This is a genomic window from Rhizobium sp. IY2 (genome assembly GCF_047532935.1).
GTDB lineage: Bacteria > Pseudomonadota > Alphaproteobacteria > Rhizobiales > Rhizobiaceae > Rhizobium > Rhizobium anhuiense.
This window is the reverse complement of record NZ_JBLKNU010000001.1, coordinates 324962-342392: the sequence shown is the minus strand read 5'-3', so window position 1 is coordinate 342392 and position 17431 is coordinate 324962. Positions and strand designations below refer to the sequence as shown.

Here is a 17431-nt window from a genome sequence, read left to right as displayed (position 1 = left end):
CGCCGTTTGAAGATTGAAACGTGCAAAGCCGGTCTCCTCGCGTTATGGCTTTGTCCGATGAGATTCTTCAACTACCATGGGAATAGAGCCGCATGTCCGACAGCCTCTCCGAACTGATCCTGTCCTTGACCCCTGAAGACGGCTCTTCCATTGGGAATGCGGCAATCCTGGCAAGGCTACTCGATCAATTGCCTGACCTCACCGAGGAAGACTATGCCTCGGCACGCGATGCGCTGGTCGACGAAGGTCTGCTGGCCAGAGGCAAGGGCCGCGGCGGCTCGATCTACAGGGCTGACATAGCCGACCTAACCCTGGAAATGCAGGAGGAAGAAGAGCCGCAACAGCAAGGCGCAAGGCGCGCAAGGACCACCCGTTCGGCAAGCCCGCGTCGGTCAGGCGAACCGGCCGAGATCCTCAGTTACCGCCATGGCGAGACCCGCGTCAACAATCCGGAAGTCGGCATGGTCCATGCCGGCACCGACCCGGATGGCGCGAAGACCCGTTGGGCCTATGATCCGCATCTCGATCCGGTCCTGAATTTCGATAGCGCCCGCGCCGGTATCGAAAACCTGATCGACGATGCGCTCGAAAGTGGCGACCCTGAACGCATGAAGGATGCGCTGGAGGAACTGAAGCGGCTGCAGGCTCCCTATCTGAACTGGACCGGCAAGGCCGAACGCACATCCTTCGAGGTCGACACCGTCTCGCTGCACGTCCACGAACGGGTAGACCCGGCAACCATTCTGGCCAATGTTGCAAGACGCCTGAAGGGCAAGGATGGGCCGAGCCAATGGCGCCAGCCCGACCTCTTCGCCGCGCCCTTCGAGAATCTTCCTCTGCGTCAGGCGCTGGATTTCTATCACCACGAAAAGGGCTGGTCGAACCGCCTGGTCGCCGGCGACAGCCTGCTCGTCATGAACTCGCTGCTGACCAAGGAGAGCATGGCCGGCAAGGTCCAGATGATCTACATCGACCCACCATATGGCATCAAATACGGCTCGAACTTCCAGCCCTTCACCAGCAAGCGTGACGTCAAGGATCGGTCCGACGAGGATCTGACCCAGGAACCGGAGATGATCAAGGCCTTCCGCGACACCTGGGAGCTCGGAATCCACTCCTACATGACCTACCTGCGCGACCGTCTGGTGCTGGCGCGGGAATTGCTGACCGAGAGCGGCTCGGTGTTTGTACAGATTTCGGACGAGAACCTCCACCACGTCCGAGAGCTTATGGATGAGGTATTTGGCACTGCAAATTTTGTCTCGAACATAGCGTTCGCGAAAACCTCTGGCCAAACAAGTGAGCTCGTTTCGAATGTAGCTGACTACATCGTTTGGTATGCAAAGGATAAGTCGCAAATCAAATTTCGAACTCTGTATTCGGACAAGGTCGTCGGCGGTGCGGGCGGCGGAGCATACTCCAAACTTCGAGTTTCTGATGGATCAGATCGCACACTATTCCGAAATGAAAAATTCGGTGAGATGGAAATTCCATCAGGATCGAAAGTATACCGCATAAGTGATTTCACTAGTCAGAAACCACCCGGTTTTTTCCCCGTTCCATTTCGTGGAAAGGAGTACACACCAACAAAAGGATACTGGAAGACTCACCTAGAAGGATTTCGGCGATTAGCACAAGCTCGTCGAATAGAAGCATCTTCGGCCATGATATATTATGTTCGATTTCATGAGGACTTCCCTGTGTTCCCAGTAACAAACTATTGGAGCGATACCGGAGTGGCAGGATTTGCGTCTAATAAGCGGTACGTTGTCGAGACATCCGAAAAAGTCGTGGAACGATGCCTCCTTATGACCACTGACCCTGGTGATCTAGTGCTCGATCCCACTTGCGGCTCCGGCACTACCGCGTTCGTCGCTGAGAGATGGGGACGACGGTGGATCACCTGCGACACCTCTCGTGTAGCCATTACGCTCACCAAACAGCGACTTATGACCGCCTCGTTCGATTACTACGCATTGCGTTATCCACATGAGGGGCTCAAAGGCGGCTTTGACTATGAAACTGTTTCTCACATCACATTGAAGAGCATCGCCAACAATCCGGACATCGACACAATCTATGAGGAGGACCATTCGAAGATCGACGTCGCTCTCGGAGATCTGAACCGGGTATTGCTTGCCGCTCCGCCTAGACCGCTGAAATCCCCGCAAGGGATCCGCAAGGGCGAACTAGTCAACTTTTCAAATGGCGACACGCTCTACGAATGGGAGGTACCCTTCGACTGGCCTGGCCTTGAGGCCGGTGACAACTGGCCAGAATCCGCTCGCCAGTGTTTCTCAGCCTTCCATGGTGCAAGGTTGGCGATGCAGCGCCGCATGGACGAGTCGATAACCGACCATGCAGAACAGGAAACGCTCTACGACAAGCCACGCATCGATCGATCCAAGCTGCGAATCTGCGGCCCCTTCTCCGTCGAAGCCGTGCCGGCTCCAACCGTGCTCTCGCTCGACGAGACCGTGTCGCCACAGGAAGCAACTGAGACCATAGCCCGCTCCGGCGAAACCTCGCGGCAAGCGCTGTGGCGCGACGAGTTGTTGAAGACCGGCATCAGGGCGAAGGGCGGGGCAATCCTGCGTTTTGCCGAATTCGAGACGCTTCCCGGTTTGAAGTATATCCATGCAAGTGGCTCGCTCGCAGACACCGGCGAACGTGTCATCGTCAGTTTCGGACCGGAACACGCAGCGCTGGAACAACGACAGGTGGAGCTCGCTTTGTCGGAAGCGGAGACCCTGCGCCCGGCTCCAAAATTCATTCTATTTTGCGCCTTCACCTTCGATCCGGAAGCCGCCAAGGACATCGACGAGATCAACTGGCCAGGCGTGACGCTTCTGAAAGCCCAGATGAACACCGACCTGCTGACAGAGGACTTGAAAAAGCACCGATCTTCCAACCAGTCCTTCTGGCTGATGGGCCAGCCGGACATCGAGCTGCGCAAGCGAAAGGATGGCTTCTTCGAGGTCGAGGTCAACGGCTTCGACTATTTCGACCCGAAAAAGGGCGATCTCGTCTCCGGCGGCAAGAACCAGATCGCCATGTGGTCGCTCGACACCGACTATGACAATCGCTCGCTGATGCCCCACCAGGTCTTTTTCCCCATGGCCGACGCCAAGGGCGGCTGGAATCGCCTGAAAGCGACAGTTCGCGCCGAATTGGACACCGACCTCTTAAGCCAGTTCCACAAGACGATCTCGCTGCCCTTCGCCGCCGGCGAAAACCGCCGCATCGCCGTCAAGATTGTTGATGATCGAGGGATCGAATCCTTGAAGATCATGACGCTGGAAGGCTGAAAACAATGTCGCTGATCATCAACACCCCCTTCGTCTGCCCGCAGCAGCATTGGGTCGACGGCAAGGGCGGCCGCCTCGAAATTAGGGCCGAGCGCCGTCCGGCAAGTTACGAGATCTTCGACGCGCGCAACAACACCAAACGCACGGAAACCCTGGATCTCGTCAACCTCATCCGCGCTCGTGTCGAGGCCTGGCGTGAAGCCGGCTGGCCCGGCATCACCATCATCACCCGAAAGCTGCTGGAACACTGGCATGGCCGCACCAGCCGCCTTCTGGAGTCGGAGGACAAGAGGCCCGAGCCACCCTATCCGTTTTATTTCTGCCAGCTGGAAGCGATCGAAACGCTGATCTGGTGGGTCGAAGGTGCTGAAGCCTATAAGCAGGGCATCGCCATTCCCGGCGATGGCGGTCCCTGGGAACGGCTCTGCAACAAGATGGCAACCGGCGCCGGCAAGACCACGGTCATGGCGATGATCATCACCTGGCAGGTCCTGAACGCTTTGACCTATCCGAAGCGCACCGGCGACTTCAGCCGCGCCATCTTCATCGTAGCCCCGGGTCTGACCGTCAAGGAACGCCTACAGGTCCTGATCCCGACCGAAGGCAGCTATTATGACGAATTTGACCTCTGCCCCTCTGAAGCTTTGCGCCAAAAGCTGAACCAGGCCGAGGTTCTGATCGAGAACTGGCACAGCCTGATGCCCTTGAAGGATCAGGACCGGTCGGTGGTAAGGAAAGGCCGCGAATCCGACGAGGCCTTCACCCGCCGCGTCCTGGGTAAGTTGGCTGGCCACAAGGACATCATCGTCATCAACGACGAGGCCCATCACGCCTATCGCAAGCCCCCGGAAGCCAAGATCAGCAAGAAGCAGGCCGCCGAACAGGGCATAGACCTTGACGAGGCGACCCGCTGGATCGAAGGCCTGGATCGCATCCACAAGACACGCCGGATCAAGCGCTGTTTCGACCTCTCTGCCACCCCCTTCGCCCCGACAGGCAAGAAGAGCACCGAAACCGCCTTGTTCGACTGGATCGTCTCGGATTTTGGTTTGAACGATGCAATTGAGGCAGGCCTGGTCAAGACCCCCCGCATCGTCGTCCGCGACGACGCGCTCCCCGACGCAAAGACGCTGCGCTCGAAGCTCTATCATCTCTACCGAGACCCTTCCGTCTCGGAAGACTTGAACCGCGCCAAGGCCGAGCCCCATGAGCCGCTGCCAAAGCTCGTCCAGGACGCCTACACGCTTCTGGGCGCAGACTGGCGCGAAACGAGACGGGCATGGCGCGACGCCGGCCACCATTCGCCACCCGTGATGTTGACGGTCTGCAACCGAACCGAAACCGCGGCCCGCATCGAGAACTATTTCAACAAGGGCGATGCCCACTGGCCGGAGCTGCACGCACCGCAAAGGACCCTGCGGGTCGATTCCAGGGTTTTGGAAAAGGCAGAGCTTGGCGAGACCGCCACCTCCGACAAGGATTATGAGGCAAGGCTGAAGGCGATCGTCGAGGCGACCGATCTCCCGGAAACCAGGAAACAGCGCTTCAAGGACCTGAAGAAGGAAGAATTGCTCCGCGACATCATCGACAATGTCGGCAAGCGCGGTGCAGCCGGCCAGGATCTGCAGAACGTCATCTCGGTCGCCATGTTGTCCGAAGGGTGGGACGCAAAGAACGTCACCCACATCATGGGCCTGCGTGCATTCACCTCGCAATTGCTTTGCGAGCAGGTCGTCGGCCGTGGTCTCCGCCGGGTCTCCTACGACACCGACGAGAACGGCCTCTTTTTGCCCGAATATGTCAACGTCTTCGGCGTACCACTGACCATCGCCGAGACCGGCGAAGGCGGTGAAGCCCCACCACCGCCCAGGGCCAGCACGCAGATCGAGGTCCTGCCCGAAAGGAGCAACCTGGAAATCCGCTGGCCCAATATTTTGCGTGTCGAAACGGTCGTCCGGCCGCAGCTGACGGTCGACTGGACCAATGTGCCGACCCTGTTCCTCGATCCCGCAGCAACGCCGATCACCGCCGAACTGGCGCCGGCGCTGGGCGGCGCAGCCGACATGGGCCAGATCTCGGCGATCGATCTGCAGAAGCTGCCTGACGGTTTTCGCCTGCAGCGTCTGGTCTTCCAGGCCGCCCGCAAGGCCTTTGCGCAGATGCGCCACGGCTTTTCCGGCACTCAGGAGTATTTAGGCGCCCAGCTCGTCCGCATCGTCGAGACTTTCCTGCAATCTGACCGCCTGGAGATCCCCTCGCTCTTCCACTCCGACGAGTTGCGCCGCCGCATCCTGATAGCGCTCAACATCGATCTCGTGGTCCAGCACGTCATGCGCCATGTGACCGAACAGAATGTCGAACGGCTAGCACCGGTCTTCGACGAGGAAAACCCGATCGGCAGTACCGCCAATATGCGGACCTGGTATACGACAAAGCCCTGTTTTCCGGCGATGCGCTCCCATATCAGTCATCTGGTCGGCGACGCCTCCTGGGAAGGCTATGCGGCGAACCTCTTCGAGACCCGCGAGGAAGTTGTAAGCTACGCCAAGAACGATCATTTGGGCCTGCAGATCCACTACATGTGGGGCGGCTCGCGTCGCCGTTATCTGCCAGATTTCCTTGTCAGGTTTGCAAACGGCAGGACGTTGGTGCTGGAAATCAAGGGTATCGACAGCCCGCAGAACCAGGCCAAGCGCGACGCCTTGGACGAATGGATCAAGGCTATCAACAGCGCCGGCGGCTTCGGCCTCTGGACGGCCGCTGTAGCCTTCAAGCCAGCCGAGATCCAGGACATCATCACCAGGTATGCCGGTGAAGCTGAGACCTAGACTGCAGTAGGCTAGACGATCTGTCCGTTGAAGCCGGAGCACTCAAGTGCCGGATTTCGGCAGATTGGGAGTGAAGGCTCTGCTGATTGGAAATGGTAGCGGATCCGAGGAGGCCTTGCGGATCAACTCACACCATCGGATTCCGGTCCAGCTTACCCCGATATGTCGGATGCCTGTGCGACACGATGGCCTCAACCAACGCTGGCGGCTTTGACCCCGCCAGCAGTAGCATCTTGCCGGTCTTCAATTCCAGAATCTGATCGGCGGTCATGAGCTTCTGGCGCTGCTCAGCGGTGGACGTCTTGCGGCTCTCGCCGAATTTGGCGGACGCTTGCTTCGTGCGGGTTAGCACCGTCTGATCGCCGAGCGCGTTCGCGGCCCAATTGGCGGTTTCGAATTCGGCGCGGCCGAGACCGAAAATGCGGGTGGTGACGCAGGAGCCGAGAATGCTGGCGGTGTCGCCCTTGCCATAGACGCTTTCAATCTGGCCTTTGTCCTGGGTGATGAACAACGCCTCGATGCCGCAGCCTGCGGCGACGTTGGCGATGTTGATCAGCTTTTCCATACGGCCGAGGCGGACAAACTCGTCAAGCACCAGGAGTACGTTCTTTTTAGGCTTCTTCGCGCCTTCAAGGCGTACGGCCATGCCGAGAATGATGTTCGTCAGCAGCCGGAGAAAGACGGCCTGGGCGTCCACCTGGTCGAGTGGCACGACCATGAAGAGGTCGGCGCGGCCCTCGAACAGGTTTTCGAGCGAGCATGTGGAGGCGCTGAGGAAACTGCGCAGTTCGTCGGAACGCGCCCAATCGAAGGCCTTCTTGATCGTCGTCTTGATCGCGCCGCGCTCGTTCTCGCCGGCTGCAAGGAAGGTGGCAGCGGCGGCGGCCGGGCGGGTGCCGAATGTCTCCGGTGCTCCTGCCCATTCAGTCAGTGTCTTTTCAAAGCCTGCGGAAAACAGCAGGTCCATGGCGGTGATCAGGGTGCGGTCTGCTTCCGCGCGCTTGGTTATGACGACCTCGATCACGGCGGCGATCATGGACTTCGCCATTTCGGCAAAGTGCGCGCCGTTTCCGCTTTCCGGTCGAACAAGCCCCTCGGCGATGACCTCGATGTCGCGGACCAGGTGCGCTTGCCGGATATAGTCGAGCGGGTTGAAGCGATCCTTCGACGGCTCGATGACACCGAATGGATTGAGAACCACGACCTGGCGGCCAAGCGACTGCCGATATCGGCGGGTGACGGCGAAGTTTTCGCCCTTGATGTCGAGGACGGCGACCGGGCCGTCATGGTCGATGATCGCGGGAATGACGACGGATACGCCTTTCCCCGCGCGCGTGCCGGCGATGGCGACATGATGGCCGGCACGCCATCCGGTCTTCGGGTTGGGGCGGTAGCGCAGCATTGCCCTGCCGGAGAGACCGAGTGGCAAGCCTGTATCGTTGTGTCGGAGCTGGCGCAGCTCGCTCTGATTCATCCACCGGGCACGCCATGGGCCTTGTTTGGAAATTCGGCTCGATGATGCCGGGGCGGCAATCGAGATCGCCCGCAGAATGAGGAACAGGGGCACAGGCAGGCCGATGGCGAGGCTGGTTTGCACACCAAGCTTCTGCCCCTCTGTGAAGCGATCCCATGTCGAAACCATCCCCCGGATGCTCTCGATTCCGGAATAACCGGCATTTCGCCAAGCCTTGAAGCTGTCGAGCAGGACGCCTGCCGCAATGGTGGGGTCGGTAAGGGCGAGAGCAGACGCGGCAAGGAGGGCAGCCACCACAGCTAAGCCCGACGCGCTGCGGATGCGGCCCTGGGTGTCTCCCGCCAACGTCAGCAGCGCAAACCCAAGAAAGATGACCAGGATCGCGGCGCGCGCGTTTTGGTAGATGGGCGGCCAGAACAACGGCGCTGTCTCCATCAGCAGGAAGCCGGCGGCAATGACGGCAATGGAAAGGGCATAGCGGTAGGGCTGAATGATCAAATTCATAGATCGAAACTCCAAATAGAAATGATAATCAGACGCGGCCGCGACCGGACGCAGGCGATCGGGCTGTCACGTCGGCGGCGCGACCGCCTCCAGCATCGCTTCGGCTTGCTCCAGCAGGGCGAACGCTTCCGTCAGCTCGGTCGAGGCCGTGCCGCTGGAACGATTGCCGGAGGCGAGCCAAGCGTTCATGAAGGTAGCCTGTGACGCGATGAGCGATTTCAGCGATCCTTCCAAAGCGGCTTGCCGATTTTCGATCATGTCGGTCGAGCGTTTCTCCAGCGCCTCGAACTGCGCGGTTCCGCTCTGCAAGGCGTTCATCAATGTCTCGACGTAACCCAGCAATTCGCGCTCCAGCGGCGACAGGCTCTCCGGCATCGGTGGTCTGGCGGGTGTGGTCATTGGTCAATCTCCCTGGACGATCTTCAGGCATGGCGTTTTGGCGGTGCCGGCCTGACAGGTGATCAGCTGAAGGCGGTTGACGTCCCATGTCAGGACTTTGCCGTTGCTGGTCTGGTTGATCTGCAAGCCCATCTGCCAAAGGCTGGCGCTCTGGGCGCGGTCGATCATCAGGCCCGCCCAGAACCAGCTCGCGGTGAAGCTCAACAGGACGATCAGTAACGCCACCGCGCCCATGGTCAGGAAGAACGGCTGCACCATCGACCGAAGCCGGTTCACGTCCGCCTCGGTCGTCGCCAGTGCCTCGCTCAAGTGCTGGCGGTTCGCGTCCGTGAAGCTGCGGATATCGGTCTCGATTGTAGCTTGCGCGCGCTTCAAGGTTTCGCTCCAATCGGTCTCGAAGCTCGTCGAGGGCGATGGCGTCAAGCCGGCTTCCGGAACGGCTGGGCTCGCCAGCCGATCTTTCAAGCGCTCGCTCAAGGGTACTCTCTCGGGTCCAGTCTTCACGGAACAGGTCTCCTTTCAAGCGCCAGCGCTCGGCCGTCTGCGGATCGCGCACGGTGATGTAATTTTTGCCGGCGCGCGGCAGATCGAAACCTGCCGCCGTCAAAGCCTCGGTCATGCTCGGGCGGTCACGGATTTCGCCGGTCTCGATGCGCTGGACGATCCAGTCATGAATCAGCTCGCGGGCATCGCCGCGCCTGACGCTCTCGATGAGGCTGACGGTCTCGCGGGCGCGCTCCGGCGCCATCGGGTCATTCCAGCCGTGTTCCTTATTCAAAACATCGCGCAAGGCATCGTAGTGCTTCTGGTAGCCAGGCGGCGCGATGTTGAGGCTGCGCCCGCTCGCAAGCTCCATGCGCGGCGTCACGAAATGCAGTTCGACGCGTCCCTCGTGTGTGTGGCGCACCCAAAGCATATCGCGCTGGTCGGCTTCGAGGCCGGCAAAGGCAAGGTTCTCGAAGGCGTCCATCACCTGCCGTTGCTGGGCAGGGTTCGGCGCGTCTTCCGCCGTGAAGGCGATGACGCCGGCGCGATAGGTCCACTGGTGCGGGCAGGCGTCGATCAGCGCGCGCATGCGCTCTGTGTCGCCCTGCAGCACCTCCGGCAGAGGTTCACGGGCAAACAGCATGACCTCGCCGCGCTCATCGCGGATCGCGTTGCGGTTCTGGTCGTAAGCGACGACGTCGCGCTCGACCAGATAGTCAACCGGTCCCGATCCGCCGCCCTGGCCGTTTCGGAAGAACTTGATCAGCACGGCGCGCCATCCTTGGCCGTGAACTGCGCAAGCGTTTCCGAAAGCGCTCGCTCGATCGCGACCAGGCGCGCGGCAACCGTGATTGCGTCGATGGCGGACAGCTGGCCCTGAGCTTGGGCCGTGTTCAGCCATCGCGCGACCTGGTTGAGGTTGCCGCCGATCCGCGCGACGGCGCGCACCAGCTCCGGGTCCACCTTGGGGAGCGGACGGCGGCGGCGGGCCTCGGTGAGGCCAAGCGCTTCCCGCATCAGCGTGGCGAAGGGCAGTCCGGCCCGCGCCGCGCGTGCGGTCAGCGCTTGCTTTTCCGATGCGGTGCAGCGGAAAACCACGACGGCATTGAGGTCGCCTTTGGGCGTTCGCCGCGTGCTCTTGGTGGGGTTTGAAGGGGAGGCCTGCCTCCCCTCACAAGGCCCCCTGTCGGACGGCTTGCCGTATGACAGGGGTCGCCTTGCTCCCTTCAAATCACTAGGCGTCATGACGCCCTCCGAAGGTCGGTTTGTCGGGCGGTTTCATCGGCGATGTGGTCACGGCGGCGGCTGAAGAAAGCAATCCAATCGAGCGCGCTCGGCCTTGCTTCGTCCGGCGGCCAATAGCTGGGCAAGGCATAGCCTGGTTTCCCGGCTTTCACCGTCCGCATGCCCAAAGCGTCGATCGACGGAAAACCGTGACGACGCAGCCAATCGCCCCATTGCTCGACCTGATCCGCTTTGCTTTCGGCCACGAAAACGAGCGGAACGGCTCGCCGCGTCTCGACGCGGGGCGGGGCGTCCTCGCGCGGGTTAGGTTTATATATTTTTTCTTTCTCTAAGTTTGGCGGACATATTTGTCCCCCTTCGCCGGACACATCTGACCGCCTTTCCGGACGATTTTGACCGCCTTTGTCAGGGTAAAGGGTGACAACTTTGTCCGTCTTTTCGCGGGCGTCCGATGCGCGTAAAATAGACGCCGCTGAGGGACGATATTCCGTGTTGTGCCCGACGCCATTTCCGCGCTGGACCTCGAACCATCCATTGACCTCAAGTTCACGGACGGCGCGCTGAATGGTCTTGACGCTCTTGCCGGTCGCGTCGGCAATCGTTTGATAGGACGGCCACGCCTTCTCGGTGTGGCCGTTCAAATGCGTGGTGACGATATAGAGGGCCACGGATCGCGCGTTGTCGCTCAAATCCTTGTCGCAGCTCAACTGCTGAAGCCATTGCAGCTTCACGTCCCGGAATGGCCGCGCCCCGCTCATGCGCGCCTCCCTGGCTGCAATACGACCGGGAAAGAACGGACAGAAACCGCCGGAAAAAGTGGGACGGCGGCTTTACTAAGCCATTGATTTTTATAAAATGGGGTCTTCGTCCCACACGGGGTTAAGCTGCTGATTTTCCTCGAATTCGGCAGGCCCTCCGGGCCCACCATTCAACTCTCTAAGATCCTATTTTTCCTGCATATATTTGCGTTCAAGGTCCCAGCTTTCAAGCTTAGACCCACCGAGTTAGACATTTTAGTTCTCGTTCCGATCCGGCAAGAGGAGCTTGGCGCCGTCTCCGGCTAGCTTCTTGCGACGTGCTGCGCGGGTGTAACCATCTGAATATTGCCTTGAGCTGATCGCTAGTCGCACCGTTTTTTTGCGGCGATCGAGGCTCCGGCCTTTCGCGGACAGGGCATAGCACCTTGTCCAACCATATGATCGAGCAGAGTGGCGCCTATGCCGACACAAGCCGCGGCGGCCACGCAAACAGGGCATGTTGGTCAATAGCCGCCGGTTGGTAAGGCTGACGGCGCGCTATGGTAGGGCTTCCGTTTTGCTGCCGCCGCGATGATCGACTGGACGGATCGGCCGAGCAACTAGCGCACTTCAGAGCGCGTGTCGTACTTCTCGTCGTACCGCGGTTATTGCGCCCCCTGCCTAGCTCTAAATCAGCAGCCCCCTAATCCTTGCGAAAATTCACGAGGCGCATAAATTCAATCTATCGGATAGCTTTTGCTGGTGACCACGGATGTACTGGCACCGTGCGATGCAATCAAAGAAAGGTCGGCGCGAGCATTCGCCCGACCTTTCTTTTTATAGGTTGGCGCCCGTGGCAGTGCCGACTAAAAATCGAAATACACAGTCACTCCTGACCGACGACGATAGGAGTAATCGTCGCGATAGCCGTAATAGTCGCGATGACCGTAATACCGCGGACGGTAGCACGAGCCATAATACCTGCAGTCGCGGTGGGCGTATCGCTGTTTCCAGTGGCGATTTGCATGCCATTTCCCATGTTTCCGGTGTTTGACCTGCTCGACGTCTGGGGTGTGCAGTTGTGCTGCGTTCGGCACGACAATCGGCGTGGCGTTTAGCGGCAGGGCGAACGATGCAGACAAGACAATGGCTGCAAGTGACGAAAAAAGCATCTTCATCGGATCATCCTTTCAGGCTTCGATTCTGGGTTAACAAGGATTAACCTCCGATGAACGCGCGCTTCTCAGAAAAACACCGGCCGTTGAACTTCCTTCGGCTCGGCGGACGTGATTTTTTGGAATTTTGACACGAGGTTCCCGAATTTTTGAAAAGCCCAATCAGGTCTTAAGGACGGCTCAAGGAGCGTTTAAACCGTTCTCAAAGGGCCGGCAAAATATCCTCCCGCCCGAGGTCCAATCCCGTCCGATTTCCGAGCGCTTTGCCGCGACGCGCCAGCGGTCATTGCCGCTGAAGGTCGGCCGGCGGGGGGTGGGCACACTAAGTGCGCTTATAGATCGTCGCGGATAGAAAAAACGTAGTTGTAAGGCGTTCCGGAAGAGCCTTTCCGGACCTCGTCGATCGACAGGGAACGAAATTTTCGATCTTTCAGGCAATATACAGAATATCCAAACGGCTTAAGATAGTCGATCACACTGCCGACAGCGTTGGGTCGATGTCGGTCTTCCGCTTCGATAAGCAGATTTGGGCGATCCCGGTGCAATATAGCCTCCGCGCCTTCGAGTACTTTTAGTTCGTGCCCTTCAACGTCGATCTTGATGAAGCCTACAGTGTCGAACTGATAGCTATCCAGGCGCCGGGTTGGAACGGAAATTTCTTCGACATTTTGCGTCGAAAGCCTATTCTGCTCCTCAATCGTGGCGCAGCCATCCATGCGCTGATCACTGGGGATCCGCATCGTTGCAACGCCAGCGCTGTCGGAAAGTGCGACCTGCTCCACCCGAACCGACGAACCAAGCGCGGCCTTCAGAAAAGCTACCATGTTAGGTTGAGGCTCGAAGGCGACGACATTGCGCGCATACTTGGTCAAGAACCAAGAATAGACACCGTAGTTCGCACCTATATCGATGGCAGTCTGGCTCCGACTGCATAATCGATCGAGGATCCGAAGCTCGGGCTCACCATGGCGCCATTCTCGTGAAGCGCGCGTCCATAGCCTGAACCGAGGTGGCGCAATCTTAGCAATATGAAGCATGTAGGCTCCCGGTAACTCGAAAGCATGTGCTATCCACTCGTCGAGCGGCGTGCCCCTGTTTCTTCACCTTCCGTGAATTGGCAACCAGTGGCTAGATCATCGATAGTTGATGCCTTGCGTGGCCGTTTCGCCAAGCCTAGTTCTTTAGGTGAAGCCGACGTAGCCGTGGATCCCTTCTGCAGGCATGGCCAAACAACCTTGATCGTGGCAGCAAGCGCTTGCGAAGGGGTTTTCAACAAATAACAAAATCTTGATCGGCAACGACAGTTATCAGGACGCCTCTTCGGCCCTACTTGCCACGAGTATACGGACACGTTGGACAGTGAAGGGTGGGGAGATGCTTCAAACTCGCAAACTATCGGGGGCCATGACAGCCGTCTTCGTCATTGCCATGTCGGCATCGGCCTGCACCACGAGCCCAAACGACTCGATGCAAACGGGCTCGGTCGGGTATACCGCCCGGAGCGCTGACTTTGACCTCCGGCCTGCCTGCCGCGATGGATTCGGCAATGATCGTCCGTGCAGCTATTAGCGCGGGAAAAATTGGAAGTCTGATTGCAGCGATAGTTCGCCTCCAGCGATTGCCAGTCAGACGACTTCATCCGGTGGCATCATGCCCGATCGGCGCAGATTTCTAATAGCTGCAAGAACGCCCATCGCTCGGCCTGAACCCACCACCGCAGGCTGGGTTGAGCGGCAGATCCTCGTGGTAGTAGCCGATCGAGGAGGTTTGGTCGACGCTTCCGGACGAAGTGCAGGCCGAGATGATCGAGGCAAGGCTGATCAGCGTTCCGGTCGCGATAAATGCGAAAAATCGGTTCATCTGAGCTTCTCCTTCGGAGGGGTATCGTTTTACCCCAAGCGGGCAATCTACCACGCCACGGCGACGACAGACGAGGATTTATCGTGGCCGACCGGCCTTAGCGGCCCGATCTAACGCCAATGTGATCAGCGTGCAGGCCATCTCCTCAAGCCATGCACTGTCGCATAACTGTCATGTGAAATTGCCCATTGTTCCGGCAGTCTGGGCAAAATATATGCTGTCGGCTAACAAAAAAAAGAATGAGTGAATTGCCATGAGTGCCATACAGAGACTTTTCCACCGCAATCTCCTGACCCGCTTCGTCTCCGGTCTCGGTGCGGTTCCCCAGCGCATTCGCGCCGCACGCGAAGAGCGCCAGCCCGCCATCCATCCATCCTTCATGGACGATTTCGGCGCCTAAGCGTCCAATACATTCCCCGGCCAACGGGTAGGGAAACGCCCCTACCCTCGCCGGCGCGCGTCCTTAGTTCACTGCGGGTGCAGCCGGTTCACCCCAGCTGGAAATGGCTTGGCCGGCCTTGGTCGCCACGCGCATGTCGTAGAGCGCCAGCGAAGCCTGGAGCTGCCGCATGTCGGTGCAGCGGTTGATGATGCCTCCGATATATTGCACGCAGTCGCTGGCGTTGCCCTGTACCGAGCCAGTCGCCCAATCCTTGACGACCCCGTCGGCGCCCACCAGGAAATAGGAAAGTCGGTTGTTCTGCGAAACGGTGGAGCTGCCGACCAGACCGACGAAATTCGTGCCGGTTTCGGTCTTGGCGCCGGGCGCCATGTGCCGGTAGATCGTCATGCCGTTCGTCAATGACGTCGCACCGATCATCGGCCCGAAGGTCGCTTCCGAGCCGGAAAGCCGCGCCATCGGCGACTGGCCGAGATTGGCGACCTCCGCATAGGGCTTGCCCAGCGCATAGCTGGTGTAAGAGCGGTTGGCGGCATTCTCCGCCTTTTCCGCCACCTGAGAGCAGCCCGCCAGATCGACGGCGAGGCTGATCGAAAGAATTGCCAAGAATCGCATGCTGCCCCCTTGCCGGCCGCACGATGTGCTGTGCGGCCGCCGCTTGTTCCTTAACCCGCCATATTTGCTATCAGGTTTGCGGAATTTGGGAAGCGGTGGCGTCGTCACGTCGGTTGATGCGAGGCGAAGTATCGTTTGCCTGCGCTTTACCGGTGTGCCGTGTGAGCCCCTCTGCCCGGCAGGGCAGAGAGGGTGACCGCGGCATATCCTCTCCTCGTTACTCCACATTTTTCTCGCGATGCGCATGCGCCTGTCTTTTCCGCCGCAATAGCTTCACAATCAACCGACAGAAAGCTGTTCAGGGAAACGACAACCAAGGAATGAAAACATGGCGCCGATCTACACCAGAACTGTTCTGATGACTGCCCTTCTGGCCCTGCCGCTGACCGCCGCAGCGCCGGCATTCGCGCAGGAGGTAAAGCCGCGCGAGCCGGTGATCTCGGTGACGGGCGACGGCGAATCGTCCGCAGCGCCCGATATGGCCGTCCTCAATCTTGCCGTCGTCAAACAGGCGAAAACCGCCCGCGAAGCGCTCGACGAGAACAACAAGGCGATGAACGACGTGCTGACCGCGCTGAAGAGCGGCGGCATCGCCGAGCGCGATCTGCAGACCTCCGGCTTTTCCATCCAACCACAATACAATTATCCGCAGCCCGTCGACGGCCAGCAGCAACAGCCGCAACTGGTCGGCTACCAGACCATCAATTCGGTCACCGTCAGGCTGCGCGATCTCGCCAAGCTCGGCCAGGTGATCGATCAGGCCGTCACCCTCGGCATCAACCAAGGCGGTGACATCCAGTTCACCAACGACAAACCGGAAGCCACTCTCGAAGAGGCACGCAAGGATGCCGTCGCCGATGCCGTCAAGAAGGCGAAGACGCTGAGCGAAGCCGCCGGCGTCAAGCTCGGCCGCATCCTCGAGATCAACGAGAATGTGCCGCGCGCCATGCCGCAGCCGGTCTATCGCGCCACGATGATGAAAGAGACCTCCGACACTGCCGTTCCCGTCCAGGGCGGCGAGAATAATTACAATGTCAGCGTCACCGTGACTTTCGCCATCGAGCAGTAAAAGGAGAGCACCGCGCGTTTGAAGAAACGTGCGGTGCTCAGGCTGCCGACAATACACGAGCAAGGGTTCAGCGTGACACGACCTCCCACCGCTTGGAGATCGACGAGAGGCAGCCCTCTATCCGCGTAAACCGGACAGCAGTGGCACAATTCCGAGGATGAGGCGGGGCGAGCGAGATTTGTCATTAAACGGAGCGCTCGGCGTCTTTTCAGACCCGCAGCGCTGTAAAAAGTCTTTCAAAAAGAAAACCGCCCTTGCCGATCCGGGAAGACTGGCAAAGGCGGTTCTGGCCGCCGCATCGGGGAGACGAGGCGGTATTCTACTTGATATCAGCGGCGCAGGGCGGGGCAGCCGCGCACGTTGCCGAAGCTCATTTCATCGGGACCACGACGCGTCCAGCCCTGGACGATCACGCGGCGCGGGGTGATGTCGACGACGCGGGCGCGGCGGAAGCCGTAATCCCGGGCGAGATTTTCGGCGAGCTGCGGATTGCAGCCGCGCGACGGGCGGCCGTAGCCCGGAGGCGGACGGTCATAGCCCGGAGGCGGACGGCGGTAATCCTGTGGCGGACCACGGTCCGGCTCGCCGATAATGATATTCAACTGGGCGGCGGCCGGGGCCACCGTGCCGGCAAGAGTGCCGGCTGTCAGCATGACGGCAAGACCCGCCTTTGCCAAAAACTGCATCATCGAAAAACCTTTCGTTTGAAAGTCGGAGCGGTCGAGCCGCCCTCCCCACTCTCCACATTACGCCGAAGCGTCATTTGAGAATCACTCATACAGATCAGAGAAGAGACGGCTGAAAGTGTCGCCGTCAAGGCAAAACGGACCGGAAGCGCCGCTTCGGCGCCTCCGACCGCAGTCCTCAGCGCCGGATCAGCGGGCAGCCGCGGACATTCGCGAAGACCATTCTGTCCCAGCCGCGACGGTCGCGCCCTGCGACGACGACGACGCGCGGCGACAGGCGGGTGACATGGGCTCTCCGCAGGCCGAAATCGCGCGCCTTATTCACGGCGTGTATCGGCGAGCAGCCGCGGATCGGCCGATGGTATTGTGCCTCGACGACGAAGCTCGTCTGCGGCCCCGCGGCGGCGGCCGTGGAAACAGTGGCCGGAATGGTGCAGAGGGCGAGCAGAGCGGCAAGCGAAGCCTTGGTGAGGAAATGCGTCATGGATGTCTCCGTCGATTGAATTCCAGGCTCTCCCTTCAGGGATTGTGTCGACAGTAAACGTTGCAAAATGAATGGTGTTCGAACCGGGCATTCAGTTTGCATTCACAACAGCATGATGCCGAAAACGTCGGCGGTTTCCGGCACTATCGACTCTCTCTTTC

General features: G+C 59.6%; 17 protein-coding genes. 6 read left to right on the top strand and 11 right to left on the bottom strand.

Annotated elements, in window-relative coordinates; translation table 11 throughout:
- The first annotated feature begins 92 nt into the window (after positions 1-92).
- Together ACMUVN_RS01595 and ACMUVN_RS01590 are read left to right on the top strand one after the other, a co-directional pair.
- On the top strand, positions 93-3308 hold the full coding sequence (locus ACMUVN_RS01595) for a site-specific DNA-methyltransferase (protein ID WP_414814829.1): 3216 nt from the start codon (positions 93-95) through the stop codon (positions 3306-3308).
- Positions 3309-3313: 5 nt separating this feature from the next.
- The gene (locus ACMUVN_RS01590) at positions 3314-6136 is read left to right on the top strand and encodes a BPTD_3080 family restriction endonuclease (protein ID WP_414814828.1); all 2823 of its coding nucleotides are present in this window, start codon (positions 3314-3316) and stop codon (positions 6134-6136) included.
- Between the two features lie 127 nt (positions 6137-6263).
- Here the strand turns inward: ACMUVN_RS01590 and ACMUVN_RS01585 are convergent, their stop codons facing one another.
- The 3 genes from ACMUVN_RS01585 to ACMUVN_RS01575 all read right to left on the bottom strand — a co-directional run bounded on the left by ACMUVN_RS01585 (position 6264) and on the right by ACMUVN_RS01575 (position 8822).
- Positions 6264-8114 (bottom strand): type IV secretory system conjugative DNA transfer family protein, encoded by a 1851-nt coding sequence (locus ACMUVN_RS01585; RefSeq protein WP_414814827.1) that lies wholly within the window; start codon positions 8112-8114, stop codon positions 6264-6266.
- Positions 8115-8180: 66 nt separating this feature from the next.
- Positions 8181-8513 carry a hypothetical protein gene (locus ACMUVN_RS01580; RefSeq protein ID WP_414814826.1) on the bottom strand — a complete coding sequence of 111 codons (333 nt, stop codon included), beginning with the start codon at positions 8511-8513 and terminating at the stop codon, positions 8181-8183.
- Between the two features lie 3 nt (positions 8514-8516).
- Complete coding sequence (locus ACMUVN_RS01575) at positions 8517-8822, bottom strand: hypothetical protein (RefSeq protein WP_414814825.1); 306 nt, start codon at positions 8820-8822, stop codon at positions 8517-8519.
- A 19-nt stretch (positions 8823-8841) separates the two neighbouring features.
- Here ACMUVN_RS01575 and ACMUVN_RS01570 point away from each other — a divergent pair, with 19 nt between their 5' ends.
- Positions 8842-9879 carry a hypothetical protein gene (locus tag ACMUVN_RS01570; protein WP_414814824.1) on the top strand — a complete coding sequence of 346 codons (1038 nt, stop codon included), beginning with the start codon at positions 8842-8844 and terminating at the stop codon, positions 9877-9879.
- On the opposite strand, the gene ACMUVN_RS01565 is transcribed toward ACMUVN_RS01570, so the two are convergent.
- The 4 genes from ACMUVN_RS01565 to ACMUVN_RS01550 all read right to left on the bottom strand — a co-directional run bounded on the left by ACMUVN_RS01565 (position 9762) and on the right by ACMUVN_RS01550 (position 13193).
- Positions 9762-10244 carry a MobC family plasmid mobilization relaxosome protein gene (locus tag ACMUVN_RS01565; RefSeq protein ID WP_414814823.1) on the bottom strand — a complete coding sequence of 161 codons (483 nt, stop codon included), beginning with the start codon at positions 10242-10244 and terminating at the stop codon, positions 9762-9764. The genes ACMUVN_RS01570 and ACMUVN_RS01565 overlap by 118 nt on opposite strands.
- Positions 10241-11002 (bottom strand): helix-turn-helix domain-containing protein, encoded by a 762-nt coding sequence (locus tag ACMUVN_RS01560; protein WP_414814822.1) that lies wholly within the window; start codon positions 11000-11002, stop codon positions 10241-10243. The genes ACMUVN_RS01565 and ACMUVN_RS01560 overlap by 4 nt, the downstream gene beginning before the upstream one ends.
- Before the next feature lie 845 nt (positions 11003-11847).
- Positions 11848-12159, bottom strand: coding sequence for a hypothetical protein (locus ACMUVN_RS01555; protein ID WP_082849686.1), 312 nt, complete (start codon positions 12157-12159; stop codon positions 11848-11850).
- Positions 12160-12488: 329 nt separating this feature from the next.
- A complete protein-coding gene (locus tag ACMUVN_RS01550; protein ID WP_414814821.1) occupies positions 12489-13193 on the bottom strand; it encodes an FkbM family methyltransferase in 705 nt (234 codons plus the stop codon).
- A gap of 337 nt (positions 13194-13530) precedes the next feature.
- Between ACMUVN_RS01550 and ACMUVN_RS01545 the strand changes: the two genes are divergently transcribed.
- Positions 13531-13725: a hypothetical protein gene (locus ACMUVN_RS01545; RefSeq protein ID WP_080759842.1), complete on the top strand. Its 195-nt coding sequence runs from the start codon at positions 13531-13533 to the stop codon at positions 13723-13725.
- A gap of 102 nt (positions 13726-13827) precedes the next feature.
- Here the strand turns inward: ACMUVN_RS01545 and ACMUVN_RS01540 are convergent, their stop codons facing one another.
- Complete coding sequence (locus ACMUVN_RS01540; RefSeq protein WP_028756005.1) at positions 13828-14016, bottom strand: hypothetical protein; 189 nt, start codon at positions 14014-14016, stop codon at positions 13828-13830.
- Positions 14017-14269: 253 nt separating this feature from the next.
- Here ACMUVN_RS01540 and ACMUVN_RS01535 point away from each other — a divergent pair, with 253 nt between their 5' ends.
- The gene (locus ACMUVN_RS01535) at positions 14270-14416 is read left to right on the top strand and encodes a hypothetical protein (RefSeq protein WP_164735911.1); all 147 of its coding nucleotides are present in this window, start codon (positions 14270-14272) and stop codon (positions 14414-14416) included.
- A 63-nt stretch (positions 14417-14479) separates the two neighbouring features.
- Here ACMUVN_RS01535 and ACMUVN_RS01530 read toward each other — a convergent pair whose 3' ends face one another.
- A complete protein-coding gene (locus ACMUVN_RS01530) occupies positions 14480-15031 on the bottom strand; it encodes a hypothetical protein (protein WP_097542122.1) in 552 nt (183 codons plus the stop codon).
- A gap of 328 nt (positions 15032-15359) precedes the next feature.
- Between ACMUVN_RS01530 and ACMUVN_RS01525 the strand changes: the two genes are divergently transcribed.
- Positions 15360-16100, top strand: coding sequence for an SIMPL domain-containing protein (locus ACMUVN_RS01525; RefSeq protein WP_028756007.1), 741 nt, complete (start codon positions 15360-15362; stop codon positions 16098-16100).
- 329 nt (positions 16101-16429) lie between these two features.
- Here ACMUVN_RS01525 and ACMUVN_RS01520 read toward each other — a convergent pair whose 3' ends face one another.
- Positions 16430-16789, bottom strand: coding sequence for a hypothetical protein (locus ACMUVN_RS01520; RefSeq protein ID WP_018242957.1), 360 nt, complete (start codon positions 16787-16789; stop codon positions 16430-16432).
- Positions 16790-16964: 175 nt separating this feature from the next.
- Positions 16965-17270, bottom strand: coding sequence for a hypothetical protein (locus ACMUVN_RS01515; protein WP_097542121.1), 306 nt, complete (start codon positions 17268-17270; stop codon positions 16965-16967).
- Positions 17271-17431 lie beyond the last annotated feature (161 nt).